Annotated in this window: 16 protein-coding genes; 11 read left to right on the top strand and 5 right to left on the bottom strand. The window is 46.5% G+C overall.

Features of this window, described 5'->3' with window-relative positions; all coding sequences use genetic code 11:
- Window positions 1-47: 47 nt before the first annotated feature.
- The 4 genes from Afil_RS07640 to Afil_RS07625 all read right to left on the bottom strand — a co-directional run bounded on the left by Afil_RS07640 (window position 48) and on the right by Afil_RS07625 (window position 3,328).
- Window positions 48-230, bottom strand: coding sequence for a hypothetical protein (locus tag Afil_RS07640; protein WP_230267983.1), 183 nt, complete (start codon window positions 228-230; stop codon window positions 48-50).
- Window positions 231-253: 23 nt separating this feature from the next.
- Complete coding sequence (locus Afil_RS07635; RefSeq protein WP_230267982.1) at window positions 254-937, bottom strand: DUF3267 domain-containing protein; 684 nt, start codon at window positions 935-937, stop codon at window positions 254-256.
- A 186-nt stretch (window positions 938-1,123) separates the two neighbouring features.
- On the bottom strand, window positions 1,124-2,023 hold the full coding sequence (locus Afil_RS07630; RefSeq protein ID WP_230267981.1) for an HAD hydrolase family protein: 900 nt from the start codon (window positions 2,021-2,023) through the stop codon (window positions 1,124-1,126).
- Window positions 2,024-2,353: 330 nt separating this feature from the next.
- Window positions 2,354-3,328 (bottom strand): diaminopimelate dehydrogenase, encoded by a 975-nt coding sequence (locus tag Afil_RS07625; protein WP_230267980.1) that lies wholly within the window; start codon window positions 3,326-3,328, stop codon window positions 2,354-2,356.
- Between the two features lie 520 nt (window positions 3,329-3,848).
- Between Afil_RS07625 and Afil_RS07620 the strand changes: the two genes are divergently transcribed.
- The 9 genes from Afil_RS07620 to Afil_RS07580 all read left to right on the top strand — a co-directional run bounded on the left by Afil_RS07620 (window position 3,849) and on the right by Afil_RS07580 (window position 13,721).
- Complete coding sequence (locus Afil_RS07620) at window positions 3,849-7,157, top strand: helicase-like domain-containing protein (RefSeq protein ID WP_230267979.1); 3,309 nt, start codon at window positions 3,849-3,851, stop codon at window positions 7,155-7,157.
- A 22-nt stretch (window positions 7,158-7,179) separates the two neighbouring features.
- The gene (locus Afil_RS07615) at window positions 7,180-8,409 is read left to right on the top strand and encodes an ATP-binding protein (protein ID WP_230267978.1); all 1,230 of its coding nucleotides are present in this window, start codon (window positions 7,180-7,182) and stop codon (window positions 8,407-8,409) included.
- Window positions 8,396-10,108: a vWA domain-containing protein gene (locus Afil_RS07610; protein WP_230267977.1), complete on the top strand. Its 1,713-nt coding sequence runs from the start codon at window positions 8,396-8,398 to the stop codon at window positions 10,106-10,108. Before Afil_RS07615 ends, Afil_RS07610 begins: the two co-directional genes overlap by 14 nt.
- A gap of 303 nt (window positions 10,109-10,411) precedes the next feature.
- The gene (locus Afil_RS07605; protein ID WP_230267976.1) at window positions 10,412-10,930 is read left to right on the top strand and encodes a TRAP transporter TatT component family protein; all 519 of its coding nucleotides are present in this window, start codon (window positions 10,412-10,414) and stop codon (window positions 10,928-10,930) included.
- Between the two features lie 175 nt (window positions 10,931-11,105).
- The gene (locus Afil_RS07600) at window positions 11,106-11,372 is read left to right on the top strand and encodes a DUF6353 family protein (protein WP_230267975.1); all 267 of its coding nucleotides are present in this window, start codon (window positions 11,106-11,108) and stop codon (window positions 11,370-11,372) included.
- 13 nt (window positions 11,373-11,385) lie between these two features.
- Entirely contained in the window at window positions 11,386-12,018 is a 633-nt protein-coding gene (locus tag Afil_RS07595) for a hypothetical protein (protein ID WP_230267974.1), read from the top strand.
- A 22-nt stretch (window positions 12,019-12,040) separates the two neighbouring features.
- The gene (locus tag Afil_RS07590; protein ID WP_230267973.1) at window positions 12,041-12,559 is read left to right on the top strand and encodes a hypothetical protein; all 519 of its coding nucleotides are present in this window, start codon (window positions 12,041-12,043) and stop codon (window positions 12,557-12,559) included.
- A gap of 333 nt (window positions 12,560-12,892) precedes the next feature.
- A complete protein-coding gene (locus Afil_RS07585) occupies window positions 12,893-13,282 on the top strand; it encodes a hypothetical protein (protein ID WP_230267972.1) in 390 nt (129 codons plus the stop codon).
- Window positions 13,275-13,721, top strand: coding sequence for an SH3 domain-containing protein (locus Afil_RS07580; RefSeq protein ID WP_230267971.1), 447 nt, complete (start codon window positions 13,275-13,277; stop codon window positions 13,719-13,721). Before Afil_RS07585 ends, Afil_RS07580 begins: the two co-directional genes overlap by 8 nt.
- A 535-nt stretch (window positions 13,722-14,256) precedes the next feature.
- On the opposite strand, the gene Afil_RS07575 is transcribed toward Afil_RS07580, so the two are convergent.
- Complete coding sequence (locus Afil_RS07575) at window positions 14,257-14,895, bottom strand: hypothetical protein (protein WP_230267970.1); 639 nt, start codon at window positions 14,893-14,895, stop codon at window positions 14,257-14,259.
- Window positions 14,896-15,446: 551 nt separating this feature from the next.
- On the opposite strand from Afil_RS07575, the gene tnpB reads away from it, so the two are divergent.
- Both tnpB and Afil_RS07565 read left to right on the top strand, forming a co-directional pair.
- Window positions 15,447-15,797, top strand: coding sequence for an IS66 family insertion sequence element accessory protein TnpB (gene tnpB, locus Afil_RS07570; RefSeq protein ID WP_230267969.1), 351 nt, complete (start codon window positions 15,447-15,449; stop codon window positions 15,795-15,797).
- Window positions 15,798-15,896: 99 nt separating this feature from the next.
- The gene (locus Afil_RS07565) at window positions 15,897-16,583 is read left to right on the top strand and encodes a hypothetical protein (protein WP_230267968.1); all 687 of its coding nucleotides are present in this window, start codon (window positions 15,897-15,899) and stop codon (window positions 16,581-16,583) included.
- The last annotated feature ends 124 nt before the right edge of the window (window positions 16,584-16,707 follow it).

Raw genomic sequence — 16,707 nt, 5'->3', positions numbered from 1 at the left:
TGACGGATCCGTCCTGGTAAATCGGATTTACGCAAATCTTCATTCTTTCAAAAAAAAGGAGAGTCTGTTTCTTCGGAAACGGGCTCTTTTTTTATCTGCTGCGCATGAACTGCGACAGAAATCAAAACGAGGTTCGGATTTCCCTCCAGACCATTTCGGAATGGAAAAATCCGAACCTCGTTCTTGTTTTTTTGGTTCACGGTGTTTGATTGGCGGGTACGTAAATTCATACCATGCCTTTTATCAAGCCGCCTTAATGCTTTTCCTCTTCAATTGGCGCGTAGAAGATCTGGGTAGGACCGTCATCTTTCATAAGCAGACCTTTCTGGCGATAGTCAAAAAGGATCAGCCAGGTATCGTACAGATCGCCAATGCAGCCGCCAATGTGGGTCAGAAGCAGAAGCACAAAGACTGGCTGCATCCAGGCAACGATCGGGTGATAGCACAGGATTCCAAAGACAATGTCAAAGACCACAAACGGAGCGAGCAGAGCGGTCAGAGCAGTGGCTCGATTGACATAGACATTGGGAACGCCGCACCAGGCGATCATTCCATTAAAGCCAAAGCAGAGTTTCCTGCGTGTGGCTAAGGAATACACGATTCCGTGTGTCAGCTCGTGGAGAACGATGTAGACGACGTAAATGAGGCAGTACCAGAAAAAATCTCTGTTGAACTGTGCATAAGGCAGATCGTTCTTAAAGAAATAAATGATGTACCAGAGAAAGCCGGCAGCAGGCGGAATTGAACCAATGATATTGATCCAGAGCATCAGCCTTTGGTCCTTGAAATCGGTACGGCCGATTTCTTCATAGCCAGCGGGAATGCTGGACGTTTCTTTTTCCGCTGCTTCCGTCTTTGGCTCTGCAGCTGCAGGAGGGGCAGGTGGTACATCGAGCTGTTTCTTCGAAGAAGAAACGCTGTCACTGTTTTCTTTCATAAACTACAATTTCCTTTTCTTAAACGTATTCGTTTGAAGCGGTTCCATTCCGTCTTTGATAAAAGCGTAATGCGGGGTGAAACGGAAAGCAAGGTGAAGAAAAAGGAAATTAATCCGGCATTCAGACACGCGCATCTGACCAATATCGCCCGGATCAGATGGAAGCGGAATGGAAGAATTATGGAATTATCTGGATTTGATCAGGCCAGCCGCTTCAAACGCTTTGTATAAGCCGTCGTTATCGATCGTATCGGTAATCCAGCTGGCCGCAGCCTTGGCTTCCTGTGTCCCGTTACCCATTGCAATGGCCAGATCCGCAGCTTCAAACATCGGAAGATCATTTGCGGAATCGCCAATCGCGATCGTAGTGAACTGTTTATACAAAGCGTCCTGAATGGACTGAAACGCGGTGCCTTTGTTCAAATCTTTCATAGTAATTTCACCAGAGAGCAGATCCTTAAAATCCAGATTGCTGAAAAGCGTCAGAACCATACCGTTTTCCTGCAGGAAGGAATCAATCTCGCCAGGTTTAAGACCATGAACGGAAATCTTCATGACGTTTTCCCAGTCTTCATCGCGCATATCCTCGTAAAACGGGACGTGAAGATACCGGCTGGAAATGCCTTGTCTGGCAGCGAGCTGCTGGAGATAGTCTCTGGTGATCTGGTCCGAAAAACTGGAATCAGATCCTTCAATCATGATACCGCAGCCCGTTGTCTGCAGGCGATCAAAAAGCGCCTTTGCCTTATGGGAAGGCATGGGACTGTAGAAAATTCGCTTTCCATCCATCCAGATTTCTGTACCGGCGGAATAGACCTGACCGCTGGTCGGCACAGACTGAATGGACTGAATCGCACCGTCTTTGCTGCGGCCGGTATTGACGAAAATCAGATGACCGTTTTCTCTGGCTTCGCGAATTGCTTTTAATGCGGAATCGGGAATGATTTCATGCATCCAGAGCGTTCCGTCCAGATCCAGAAAGACGATCGCTTTCTGTTCCGGGCTGGTAAGAAACGGCTTCTTGCTCAGATCGATTTTTTCTTTGGAAACGGAATTAGTAAGGGGAGTATTCGGATTTGCGGTCATAAATTTTCTGCTTTCTTCCTTTCTGACAATCATTGAAATACGGATGTTCTGAAGAATCCTCATCGAAGAAAAGCCGGAATTCTGGCTGGTCATTCAGACTTCCTTCTGGTGTTTATACAGGATGGATTTTAACCCAGAGGATTTTTAATAAGGATAACAAATCCGCATACTTGATACGCTTATAAGAGCGCCGCAGAAATGGGACGGCTACCATTTCAAGAGAAAGGGACACTTTCAACAATTCGCTCAAGAACAGTCTTCTGGCTCGGTTAAACGCAAAAAACGAAAAATACCCCCTGTCCGCCAAAGACAGAGGGTGAGAATTAATGTTTAAAGAAGAGTGGAACGAAGTTCTTCGCCGGTTTTCCAGGAAAGGTAGCTTGCCGGGATGTCGAAGATTGTCTTCGCGCCGGTAAGACCTTCCTTGTTCATGCGGACAACTGCGCGCGCTACAGCGGTCAGAACAGAGGAGGTGAATTCCGGATTGGAATCCAGAGTGAGTGAGAATTCGATGAGATGCTTATTCTCACCGGTTGCTCCGCTGCGCAGAACGAATCCGCCATGGGGAAGCTTTGCATGATCGCGGTTCAGTTCTTCCTGAGAGATGAAGTATACCGTCGTATCGTAATCGCTGAAGTAGTTTGGCATCGTCTTGATTTCCTGTTCGATACGATCCGGATCGGCGCCTTCTTCGATGACGACATAACATTCGCGCGTATGTTTCTGACGGGTAGTGAGCTGAGGTCTTTCGTTTGCGCGAACGGCTTCGAGCGCTTCGCTGCGCGGTACAGTGTACTGTCTGGCATCCACGACCCCTTCGATGCCGCGGATCGCATCGGAATGGCCTTGCGATACGCCTTTGCCCCAGAAGGTGTACGTATCGCCGTCGGGAAGAATCGATTCAGAAAGCAGACGAACGAGAGAGAAGAGTCCTGGATCCCAGCCAATAGAAATGGCTGCGGTTTTGCCGCCTTCTTTTGCGGCCTGATCTACATTCGCAAAATGTTCTGGAATTCTGGCATGCGTATCGAACGAATCCACCACATTAAACAGTTTAGCCAGCTGCGGAGTCTGAACGGGAAGGTCCGAAGCCGAACCGCCGCAGAGAATCAGAACATCGATATCTTCTTTGAATTTTTCAAGATCGTCCATGGAGTAGACGGGCGTATTTGAAACGGGATGAACACTTTCGGGATTACGGCGGGTAAAGATGCCTGCCAGCTCAAGATCTGGTGCAGCCTGAATGGCTTTTTCTGTACCTTTTCCCAGATTGCCGTAACCGACAATACCAACACGAGTTGTCATGATGCAGTTCCTTTCACTGAATGACCGAATACGATCTGAAGATGCCTGTCTGGCGATCAGCCTTTCCTTTGTTCAAAGCAGCGGTTCAGGCAGATCGGATATGAAATTTCATGTCTTTGCCTGGATGCGATAGGGAGATCGATACAGCAGGTCCGATCCGGTCTCATTTTTTCTGTGTTTCATCATGCCTTTCTGAAACACCGCAATCAATTTCCGAAAATAAATTGAAATAATGTTTTTCTGCTTTCGTATGAAAACCGCTCTTTTTTTGACTGGGGGATCGCGATCGAAGAATTTCGAATAGTCCGTTAGCAGAGAAAGAGTACCTTGTCTTCCTTTTTACTGGAAAACGTGCGAAAATAAAGCATTGCGCAGGAGAGAATCCGATTTAAACAATGCAGAGATGAAACGATTCCGATCGAAATTCATAATCCGCAAACCGTTTTGGATTGGATGATTTGAAAGCTTGTGCCAGAGAAGAAAAGGGGGAGCGTACGATTCGGATATGCAGTATGAAGAAATGGATCTTTTTTATGATATGGATCCAGAGGAAGAGTCAGAAGAGGCATCTGCCCAGGAAGAGATTCCAGATCCTTCCGTACAGATTCCAGAAGGATCTGCAGGGGATGCGCTGATCGGCAGTCTTCGTGAAAATGGACGCGTCGATCTCAAATGGATGAGCAAAGCTTCCGGCCTGAGCATCGAAGAGCTGATTGGACGTCTTCGCGGCCACGGCATTTTCCAGGATCCCGATCATATGAAGATTTCGGAAGAATACGATCTCAGTGACGGCTGGGTACTGGCCGCAAGCTATCTGAACGGAAACCTCCGTCAGAAACGGATGCGTGCCGATGCTTATGAGAAACGCTGCCCGGGCTATTTTCAGGCCAATCTGGACGCGCTCGATCGCAAGCTGCCGCCCAGAATTGATATCGAACACATTCATATCACGCTGGGAGCCACCTGGATTCCAGAAGAAATGTATACCGATTTCGTTAAGGAACTTCTGGGCGTATTCATGGAAGGATCGGTAATTTATGAACCGACGCTCGGCTTATGGCGCGTTCAGTTCAAATCCGGAGAAGTATTTTCCGTACTGAACGAAATGGTCTACGGTACCATGGACATTTCCGCTTTGAAGATCATTGAACAGACGATGAATGCGCGAACGGTAAAAGTCTATGATCGAAAAGTCGTTTACGAAAAAGGCGACTTTGTTACGAAATCCTTTCTGAACAAGGAAAAGACGCAGGAAGCGCAGGAAAAGCAGCAGAAAATCATTGAAGCGTTTGTTTACTGGTGCAAATCCGATCTCCACCGTATGGAAGAGCTCGAAACGGCGTATAACGAAGAGTTTTCTTCGTATGGAACGACGGAATTTGACGGAACCTTTCTCGAATTCCCAGATCTGAACCCGGATATTCATCTGTATCCGCACCAGATCAACGCGATCGCGCGAATCCTTCTTTCGGATGAAAACGTACTGCTCGCCCATGAAGTCGGAACGGGAAAAACGTACGAAATGATTTGCGGCGCGCATGAACTGCATCGACTCGGTCTGGCCAAACGCATTCTGATTACAATGCCAAACCAGGTGTATCAGGAATTTCTGGATGCGCATGAACTTCTGTATCCAGAAGATGACATACTCGCTATCGGGCCAGCGGATTTCCGACCGAAAAACCGAGAAGAGACACTGGAAAAAATCCGGACATCGGATTTTACAGTGTGTTATATTCCGCATTCCATTTTTGACCGCATTAAAATGACGCCTTCTTACTGGGTGGAAATGCAGCAGGAGGAAATCCAGAAAGTCCGTCAGAGCTGGCTGAATACAAGAGGACCGATGCGTGCCAAACTGGAAAGCAAGCTCGAATCGATGACACGAACCCTCGAGCGCTACCGTGATAAGGTGAGCGAAAATCCCAATCCCGGACTGGGATTTGATGATCTGGATTTTGATGTTCTCTTTGTGGACGAAGTCCATAAATACAAAAACATCCCGCTCTTCTGCAAAGCCGATAATGTCGTCGGACTTCATTCCGAAGGGGCGGTCAAATGCAAGGAAATGGTCGAGAAATGCAAAACCGTCGACCGCATGATTTTTTCGACCGGCACGCCTCTGACCAACTCGCTGGCGGATCTGTTCGTTTTGCAAAACTATCTCCAGCCTGATGCGCTTGAAGATCTGCAGATTTCCAGCTTCGACCAGTGGATCAATACATTTGCGCAGCGTGAGACTAACTTTGAAGTTGATGTGGATGCATCTTCGCTGCGACCAGTGACGCGCTTTTCCACGTTCCACAATTTACCGGAACTCATGTCGCTCTTTTCGACCATCTGCGACTTCCATTACGCGGACGCCCATGAAGATCTTCTTCCGGCATTTAGCGGCTATACCGATATTCAGGTCAAAAAGACGTCTTCTCAGGAAGCGTATCTGGATGTACTGGCAGATCGTACCGAACAGGTTCGTATGCATCGGGTAAAGATGAAAGACGATAATCTTCTCAAAATCACCAATGACGGACGCCGCTGTGCCCTCGATCTGCGTCTGCTCGACATCGATATTCCCAAAGAAGAAATCGCCCAGTCGAAAATCTCCACATGCGCCGATCAGATCGCAAAAATCGCGGAACAGTATCCGGACCGGGCACAGATTGTGTTCTCGGACATCGGAACCCCGAAAAAGGAATTCAACGTCTACGACGAACTGAAAAAACAGCTGATCGATCGCGGCTTTAAACCGGAAGAAGTAGCCTTTATTCACGATGCGCCAACCGAAGCGGCACGCAAAAAGCTGTTTGCGGCTGTAAACAAAGCCAAAATCAAAGTCATTATCGGCTCAACGGAAAAGCTTGGAACCGGCGTAAATATTCAGGAGCGGCTGGTTGCTCTCCATCATCTTTCCGTGCCCTGGAGACCGGCGGACATGGTGCAAAGAGAAGGCCGTATTATTCGACAGGGAAATACCTCGCCGGAAGTCTTCATCTGCCGGTATATCACCGAAGGCACCTTTGACTCGTACAGCTGGCAGCTTCTCGAAAACAAGCAGCGCTTTATCGGATCCTTCCTGTCCGGCTCTTCCAAAAGCCGCGACATGGACGATATTGCGGATACGGTACTGAGCTACGCGGAACTGAAAGCTCTGGCGATTGGCAATCCGCTGATCAAGGAACGCGTGGAAACCGCGAACCGTCTGGAAAAAACTAAGGCGCTCTCCCGTCAGAGACAGCGCCAGCTGCAAAACCTTCAGGCGGAAGTGGATCAGGTGCCAGAAAAGATCAAGATGGAACAAAACGCCATTCGACGCGTGAAACGGGATATCAAACTGTATCAGGAAAAGAATCGCCCCATGACACGACAGGAGCGTCACGAGTTAGGCGATGAGCTTCTTAGCAAGCTTCGCGCCTTTTCCAATAACTGGTACTACACCTCTTTTCCTAGACAGATTGGCTACTACAAAGGGTTTTTAATCGTTCGAAACCCAAGCCATTCCAGCGACTATGATCCGGGAGCCTTTGAACTGACGCTGTATGGCCACTACAAGACGTATGGTTACGATCTGAAAGTCAAACCGTCGAACGGAGCCGGTCTGCTGCAGAGTCTGGACTATGCGCTTTCGCATCTGTCCGATCGAATTACCGAATCGGAACAGGCGATTGTGCGCTATAACGAAAACGCGGAAAACGGAAACCTGGAGCTGGCGAAAGGCAACCCGCACGAAGCCAGAATTGAAAAGCTCGAAGAAAAACTGGCCCGTATCGATGCCGTTCTGGAAGAAGAAGCTCAGGCAAAAGAAGAGGCCAGAAAGGCGGCATACAGCTGATTGCAGAAGCAGGCTGGCTGAAATGCCGGCAACGAAAGTGCCGATTCTGCGCGATCAGAACGAACAGGTAAACCAGACGGTGAACCAGAGTGAAGCACAACCTTATACGCAAAGAAATAGAAATGGAGAGGATCGACGCATGGCTGTAAAACTCGATAACAAATCCAGCGGAATGCCAGCGCTCTATACCGGCGAGCTGGTGGAGCGGCTGAGCGATCTTTACATTCGCGCAATTGAACTGGGAATGCCCCTGCATACCGTTCCAGCGGTCTTTCTCTGGGGAAAGCCGGGTATCGGTAAATCCGAGGGCGTAAGACAGGCAGCCCAGCGTGTGGAAAACCTGACCGGCAAGCGTGTTGTTGTTACGGATGTTCGTCTTCTTCTCTTTTCTCCAATCGATCTGCGCGGTATTCCAGTCGCCGATGCGGCCAGCGAAAGCGCCCTCTGGCTTAAGCCGAAAATCTTTGCGATGGATCCGTCGGAAGATGTCGTTAACATTTTGCTTCTCGATGAGCTCACCGCCGCTCCGCAGTCCATGCAGGCGGCAGCGTATCAGATGTGTCTGGACCGTAAAGTAGGGGAGCATCAGCTGCCCGACAACTGTCTGGTCATTGCAGCCGGCAACCGGACAACGGATCGCTCCGTCGCTTTTCAGATGCCAAAAGCGCTCTGCTCGCGTCTTCTCCATTTCCAGGTCGAACCAAGCGTACGCGACTGGAAGAAATGGGCAGAAGCCAATCAAATCGATTCCCGTATTATTGGCTTTCTGGAACAGGACCAGACTCGGCTTTGCGCTGATCCAGGCATTAATGACATCGCTTATCCATCCCCGCGTACCTGGACTTTTGTCAGCCAGCTGCTGTCTCTATATCCGTCCGAGCCGCCAAAGAAGATGGTGGCACTCATTGCTTCCGCAATTGGACTCGATACAGCTGTGGAATTCCTTTCGTATTGTGAGGGGCTTGGACTGAACATTTCTCTGGAGGCGATTTTAAAAGGCGAATGCCGCACGTATCCCAAAACGTCCGGTCATCTTTTTTCGCTCTGCCAGTCCCTGAAAAAGCAGCTGGAAAGCCGGAAAACATCGCTAAAAGTAACGCAGGCGGATAATCTGGCTGCGTATGTATCGCATTTTCCGCCTGATTTTGCCCAGTCCATGTTCAACGATCTGCTTCAGATTCATTCGACGAAAAAGCCGATGATCAGTTCCGCTTACTACAAGGAATGGAAAAAGAAGTATGGAAACAGCTGATCGCGAAGCCCTGAAAAAGCAGCGGATGCGCGTCTCGCGCCGTCTGACGCTGGCCAGGAGGTCTTTGTTAGGGAAAACTCCGTTTTATGGCCGACTGCTTCTGCGAACGCCTTTTGCCTTTGCTCCCTGCAAAACCGCTATGACCAACATGGAACAGATTCTCTTTGACCCGGAATTCGTCGATGAAATCGATGATGAACAGCTCGAATTCGTTTTGCTTCATGAAATTCTGCACTGTGCGCTCGGTCATCCGCTGCGGGCAGGAACGATGAATTTTGATCTGTTTCAAATTGCCTGCGATATCGTTGTGAACTCCGTAGCGCTTGAAGAGCTCCATCTCCACACCATTCTGTTCGAAAATCAGCCGGTGATGTGCATCGCGCCAGACGGTCTTCCTGGACGCGTCCATACCGCGGAAGAAGTGTATAAACAGCTGCTCGATCAGCTTCCAAAGGATTTCGATTCGCAAAGTTCTTCGGACAGCGGTTTGACTCCCGAAGACGAAGATTCACAAACTGAACAGAGGGGGCGGGCAGGGAAGTCGGATAACGAAGAAAGCCAGAAGGGTACTTCCGACGAAATGGACCAGACGATAGACCGTAATAATCAGACGGAAGATGATCAAGCGGTCCAAAACGAATCCAGACCAGAGGAAAACAGCTCCTCAAAAGAGGAGTCAGAAGAAGACGAAGAAGATTCCTCTTCTGATCCAAAACAAAACGTATCCTCCAGCATTCTATCGGTTCGAAAACCGAATCTGGGCAACAGAAAAGAATCCAATCTTCAAAATTCAAATCCAGAGCTTTCGAATTCTTCGCGTAAATCCGAAATTCAGGAAGAGCTGGAAGAAGAGGAACCGTCTGCTCTGCAGCCATTTCAGCACAACACACCCGAAATCCCGTCTGAGGTTGAATCGACTACCAGAAAGCCCGTAATGCATCAGAACGACCCGTTCATGGAAGTATTCGATCATCCCGCAGTGGATTCTCATGATGCCTGGAAAGAAATTGAAGACTTCTCTTCACTCGAAATTCAGTGGTCAAAAGCTATTGAAGAAGAAGCGGAATGGGCCAGACAGACCGGCTCTCTGCCTGGAACCATGGAACGCTACATTAAAGCTCTGGAAGACGAAGGAAAGGTAGACTGGCTGACGATTCTCAGTCAGCTTTTCCATCACAATATTGCGGACTATTCCTTTTCCAGACCCGATCGGCGGATGAAGGGACCGGCGATTCTGCCCGGCTATTTAGACGATCTGAGCGGAAATGCGGTCGAAAACATCTGGGTTGTGGTCGATGTCAGCGGTTCCGTCTTCGAATGGGAACTGGAAGAATTCATTAATGAGATTCGATCCATGATCCAGCAGATTGACTCCGTCGAAGGGTACATTTCGTTTTTCGATATCTTTCTTTCACGCCCGATCCCGTTTTCGAAATACGAAGATATCGAATTTCTATCCGTCCGGGGCGGCGGGGGAACGAGCTTTGAGCCGATCTTTGATCGGATGAATGAACTGTTTGAGCAGCTTCCGGCAATGATTCTGATCTTTACGGACGGCTACGCACAGTTTCCTCCCGAAGAGATGGCTCAGGGCATCCCCGTAGTCTGGCTGATTACATCGCCAACGATCGAAGCACCCTGGGGCTATACGCTGCATCTGGATCTTCCGCAAACACAGGCGCTTCTGGATGCGCTTTAGATCAGCTCATTCGCGATTCACAGCGGGACGACAGCGTATGTCACTTTGTGAATCGCTTTTTTAGTCTGTGATTTTATGAACAAATTCACTATTATATATATATATATATAATATGATTTAATATTATTCAATATATACAGTGAAGCTTGGCATTGGAGTACTGGCGGAAAAAGAGGGAAAAAGAGGCCGTATCAAACAGGGAAGAAAATGGGTAAGCTTTATTTGACGTCGATCAGACGTTTTTACCGGAATTTTGGACAGTATGATGGGTACATCCATAAACCCGAACTAAAGGAGGCTGCAATGAGTCAGGAGTATTTTGAGTATCTGGCTGGTTCAGTTCTGAATCGACAGCTTCCGGAACGTGTTTATTCCAGGCTGTTTCTTTATCTGAACGACAAAAAGTTCGATAAGTATCTGATCGACCGAGATCGAAACCGGGCTCAGGACGGGATCTATTTACGATATTTATTCAATGGAGATTTATCAGATTATCCCGATGAAGACTGCTCAATTCTGGAAATGCTCATTGGAGTCGCCAAAAGGACTGAAAATGTACTGTACGACTGGGAAGCTGGAGACCGGACACCGACGTGGTTCTGGATGATGCTCGATAATCTTGGACTTTCCAGTATGGATAATTCTGGATTCGATCCATGTATTGCGGATGAGAAGATTGAACGGATGATGAACCGTGCGTATGAACCTAATGGCGCAAACGGAGCACTGTTTGTGGTAAGCCATCCATCTGAAGACTTCAGAACAATGGAAATCTTCTTTCAGATGAATGCATTCGTCTGTGAAGTATCGGGCTACGAGTAAAGCAAGGCAGCTGGTCAAACATGCATAAGAGGATGAAACAGTCGTAAAGTCTATCCAATATTATGTTACAAGCCGTAAAAAGACGACTTTTTCCTGAAATCTGAACCTGAAAATAGCTTTATATAAAGGATATATCCGTAAGTTACATAATCCGGATTTTGACAAAGATCCATTCTTGGTTGAGCAATGGTTGAAGGTCAAAACATCGGTGCTGAACAACAAACTTCACCGAGACGGATTCCTATTCCTCAACACGGTATATCGAGAACTTGGCTTTGACGAAACGAAGGCCGGCCAGGTTGTTGGTTGGATCGACAATAAAAAAGACGGAGGAAAAGACTGTTATGTCGATCTCCGACCAACGGAATTCGGAGATGGGTTCCTGATCGATCCGAATGTTGAGGGGGAAATCATTGAAAACGTACGAATGCGAACAATTTAATATAAGGAGAGATATGAACAAAGTTACTTCATTTCTACTGGGTTTGCTGGCAGGAGGTACGATCAGCTATTGGCTGACAAATTACTTTATAAAAGATAAATATAGTAAGATTGGCAGTGAGCAGGTTAACGAGGTCATTCAGTATTACGAAGGTTCTAACGAACCGGAAGAAACGGAGATTACAACCGATCTGCAGGAGAATAGTCAGTCCGATGAGGTTGTGTCATTGGAACCGAACGAAACAAAAACAAAAGCTCAGGTCGTTGACTATTCAGCCAAGAGCAAACAAGTGACGGAGATGCCTAAAACACAACCTCCCGAAAACGACCAAAGCGTTCCACATCGGGTGGAGATCCGGGATATTATTGCGGATGACTATAGGGATGATGCGCCCATCTATGAGGAGATCAAGATCACCACCGATGAGGTCTTCATCGATGAGGATGATTTCATCATTGATAGGGACTTCGCGAATGAGTTGTTCGGAAAAGATAATCTGGATGCGTTCCTTCAGGACTGTATGGATGCTTCCATGTATATCCGGAATCCCGATCTTGGCCAAAACTTCGCCATCGGGAAGATTATGGAATCATATGATGAGTATGCTGACCATATTCCTGAGTCGAAGCGGTATCAGAATCAATAAATCCTGAGTTGAAGGAGGACTATTGAGTCAGGAGTATTTTCAGTATTTGGTTGGTTTAGTTCCGAATCGGTTGCATCTGGAACGGGACTATTCCAACCTATTCTTTTATTTACAGAACAAAAAGTTCGATAGATTTCCGATTGAACGAGATCGCAACCGCGCCCAAGATGGTATTTATTTACGATATTTATTTAATGGAGATTTATCGGACTATCCAGATGAGGACTGTTCTGTTCTGGAGCTGCTCATCGGAGTAGCACAGAAAACCGAAAGTCGATTGTATGACTGGGAGGCCGGAGACCAGACTCCAACTTGGTTCTGGATGATGCTTAACAACCTCGGTCTTGCCGATATGGACAACTCTGTTTTTAATCCGTTCGATGTGGATCAGAAAATCGAGCGAATGATGAACCGTGACTACGAACCCAACGGAGAGAACGGAGCCCTGTTTGTCGTGAACAATCCATACGAAGACTTCAGAAATCTGGAAATATGTTCGCAAATGAATGCGTTTGTTTGCGAAGTATTTGGTTATCAATAGGTAAAAAGAGTTATCAGGATGGTATCGCTAAACAAATTCGGACATCTTTTATATCAACGGGACTGATAAACCAATCTTCATATTGTTGCTGCTAACGCATCTTCCTAAGGTCGATCAGCACTCAACCACCCTGCCAACACGGTTGACCGATCAGTTCTTGAAATCACCTGTGGCGAAGCACCATTCATTGTATCCCGATACAACGCGTCAACCGGACAGATCATTCCTGTTGAAGAACGAATCGGGATTCTTGATCGAAAGCTGCGGGTTGTTACGGAGAACACAGACAATGAAGAAGACTGGATCAAGTGGGCGACGCGTGCCTATGAAAGTGTGTACGGCTATGAGTACCAGGGCGACAATTTACTCATTGGCCGCATCAACCTGCTCATGACATTTGTTGATTACTACCAAAGCGTTTGGAACAAAGAAGCCGATAAAGATCTTCTTACTGCCATCACAAACATCATCACTTGGAATTTCTGGCAAATGGACGGATTGAACGGAACTGTCCCATTGGGTGTTCCGCAGCCAGTCTTTGAGCAGATGACCCTTTTCGATATTGAAGACAAACCAGAAGAAAAAGCTCCACTTTGTAAAGTACGAAAGTGGAGAGCGAAAAAAACGATTCGATACAAAGAGATTGAAAGGAAAGAAGGAATAGATATGGCCAAAAAAAAGTGGGACATCGTGCTGGGAAACCCTCCTTTTATACTTGACTGACAGCAATAAGGCAGCTGGCAAGGTTAAGTACAAAAGCCGGGCCTCCCCCTGCCGGATCGAGAAAGATCGCAGAGAACCGGCAGGGGGAGGCCCTACATCTGTTTCGTTCACAGAACACTTGAGGTTGGCGTATTTTGTCCTGCTGACCGGAGATGCCAGCTGCAACTTTTCAATTGATCAAACTGCAATTTTTCAGTTGACACCAGCAAGGGTTACTGTTGATGCAATCAAGATTAGAGAAGCACCTTCTGTTGCCGGCAAGGATACCGGGCTGACCTACAACAAAGGCATGAGTGTCAATTATGATGGCTATGTCATCCGTGAAGGTTATGTCTGGATCTCCTGGATCTCTGCAACAACTCACACCAGACGCTGGATGGCTTGCGGCAAAGCAAATTCTGCTGGAAGAAACTTTGAGCCCTGGGGAACATTTCACTAGACAATATGAAAGCCCATCAGGTATGGCAGGAATTGATCCTGTCTGCCTGATGGGCTTATTTTACTGTGAGCGCTCTAAGCGATGTCCAAATACATCAGGGCTCAATTGTTTGTAGGTATCTGCATTATTTAAGCTTTCGGAAAGATTTCACTATAATATCCGACAATATAGCCGCTGGTATAATGCACGCTAAGGAGCTGATCCAGTCATGGTGACTTAAAAAATACAAAAGAGCTATCGCTACTCCGACAACTGCAGCAACAATCAAACACAACCCCCATTTGTTAGTTGATTTTACACATACAGATAAAGCTAACGTCAGGGCTGTTAAGATTATAGCGATCCCACTATTTGGAAATCCATTGGCAAGAAGCAGGAAACCAGTCGCTAAGATGAGTAGAGAGACAAAAGTTTGTTTAATCTTTTTGTTCGACATAATCGTTATGATGATGTTAATATACATCAAAACTATCGAATTCCCCAGTCTGCGAACCAAGATACGTCCATCCACCAGAAGAATTACGAACATAAGTACCTACCACACACTCACAATGATAACCGAACACTCACAATGATAACCGATGAATCCACCCGAAGATTTCTCCGTCATCTCATACCAATGTCGCGTTGTGACAATTTTCGTCTCTACAGGTGCAGCATTTGCTGCGAAGATCATAGAGGCTATGCCAGTGATTGTTGAACCAGGTAAACCTAGATATCCAAGCGTACCAGAAACCGCAGCTAGGATAGTTGAATATGTGTTGTTTTGCGGAGTGAGGTAATCGGTTGAAGAGACAGCCTTCATATACCTGTAGTTATACCCTGCTACCCGTCCATAGAAGCGTCCATCATTCGCTCTTAGCTCTCCTTTTACTGCTTGAAGGAGAAGTTCATAAGAACCAGTTTGGTTGAATGTCTGGGTTACTCCATCTTCTGTAATAGTCAGGAGTACATTATTGTTTTCGAATGTTTCACGATTGACGAAAATTGTATCTCCGTTGACATTAACTTCGATCGACTCGACGATGGAATTTTCTGTTAGTGAAACTGAATAGCTATCAGCTTTTTCTTCGGTGATAGAATAATCGTTTGCAGAAATCGGAATTCCTCCGATCACCCCAAGAATCAGCGACGAAGATAAAGCAGAGGAAAAAATCTTTCTTTTGAATTTCATACCTTTCTCCTTTCGATTCTATGAAGCAAGTACGCTAGCTGTTAACAATTTATCGCAATTTGCGTTCGGGTAATATTGAATTAGCTTTTGACCTCGCATATTTTTAACAGAACTATTATTGATTTGATAATAGCACAATATTGAGTGGCGGTGAATCGGATTTAGGTAATATTTAGAAAGTGTTTACTATTTGTTCTTTAATTACGCTCGGTCTTGATTTGTAAGCGTCAATTCATTGACATCTTAAATTAACAGGCCCTCCTTGAGAAACTATTGCCAAGGAGGGCCTGTTTTTATGACCAGATATACAACTTACCAGAAATGGAAACCATTGATTGATGAATTCAGAGAGTCTCACTGCGGCTCCGTTTTGAGCTTTTGCCAAATGAAGCAGATCAGCTACAACAGCTTTCGATCTGTTCTGCGCAGCGAGAAGTTTGGACTCATCAAGCCTCCGCCTGGTGCATCACCCCAGCCACATCTGAATCGGTCAGCACGTTCCGATCAGCACATCACGTTTTACAAAGTCGTCATCAGAAAGGACTAAAACCATGAATCTCTCATTTGATATATCCGGCATCTATATTGCCAAAGAGCCGATTGATTTTCGAAAAGGCATCAACACACTTTGTCAGTACGCAGCTGATCAGTTTGGCATTAATCCATGCGATCAGTCGCTGTACATCTTCACCAACCGTCATAAAGACCGGATCAAGTGCCTGTTTTACGACGGCACAGGATTCTGGATGTTCTCTAAAATCCTCAACGAAGGGCATTTTGACTGGCGTATGGAAGGAGATGGCATGGTTTCTGTTACAGAGCAGCAGCTGATGTGGCTGCTGAACGGGCTATGTGTCGACACAGGAACAGTATTTAAAAAATCTTATCCTATATATATTTAAGCGTTTCACTGTTATTTATCAGTTTATAGCGCTTATTATAAAAGGTTATTCTCGGGCAGATCGTTGGATGAAGATATCGGTTTTTCCTATACTTAAAGCATGAATGTCCAACTCGATTCCCTGATTTATGCCGATGACCTTGATACCAGTGAGCTGAATCAGCTGCTCAACAGCCTGACAGAAGAAGAACTTCGGTCCAATACCGAAGATCTGATCTATCTGATCCGGCAAATTCTCAGCAAGAAACGCCGTCTTACCAACATGATTTACGACTCTTCGACTGAACAGATCCCCCTCTTTGAGACAGAACCAACAGAGCAGGAAAAGCTGGAGAAGCAGGCTGCCGAAGAAGAAGCGGAGCAATACACTGTCATTCAGGAGCATATCCGCAAGAAGAGAAAAAGCAGACGGGAGTCGATTGATCAGCTCCCAGTCAGAGAAAAGGATGTTTATCCTGATGATCCCCGATTTCTGGAAATCAAAGACCAGTGCCGAGAACTTGCTCCGACAATCTGTGAAGAAATTGGATACCAGTGCGCAGAGATTTATAACAGCAGAACCATTATTCATCACTTCGCCTGGACAGACGAAAACGGTGATACTGTGATTTTCAGCGGGGATAATCCCAATCCTAAGCTGATCCCGCACAGCTACATTTCACCATCTCTTCTGGCTCATATTACCTGCATGAAAACCATTCTCGGTCTTCCGCTGTACAGGCTGGAGAAGAATTTTAATTACCAGGAGATTCCGTTTTCCAGGCAGAATCTGTATATACCCCTATAAACTGTACCCCAGAAAGTGGACAATTTTTTTAGAGTCAACCTATTCCAAGGACACCCGATTAGCAGCGACCCCAACTACTGGACGATCGTTTTGATCTGTTCCCTAATTGCGGACACTTTCTAAT

It is taken from the genome of Allobaculum fili, from assembly GCF_020969955.1.
Taxonomy (GTDB): Bacteria; Bacillota_I; Bacilli_A; order Erysipelotrichales; family Erysipelotrichaceae; genus Allobaculum; species Allobaculum fili.
The sequence above is the reverse complement of the archived record's forward strand: the minus strand, read 5'-3'. Positions and strand labels throughout refer to the sequence as shown.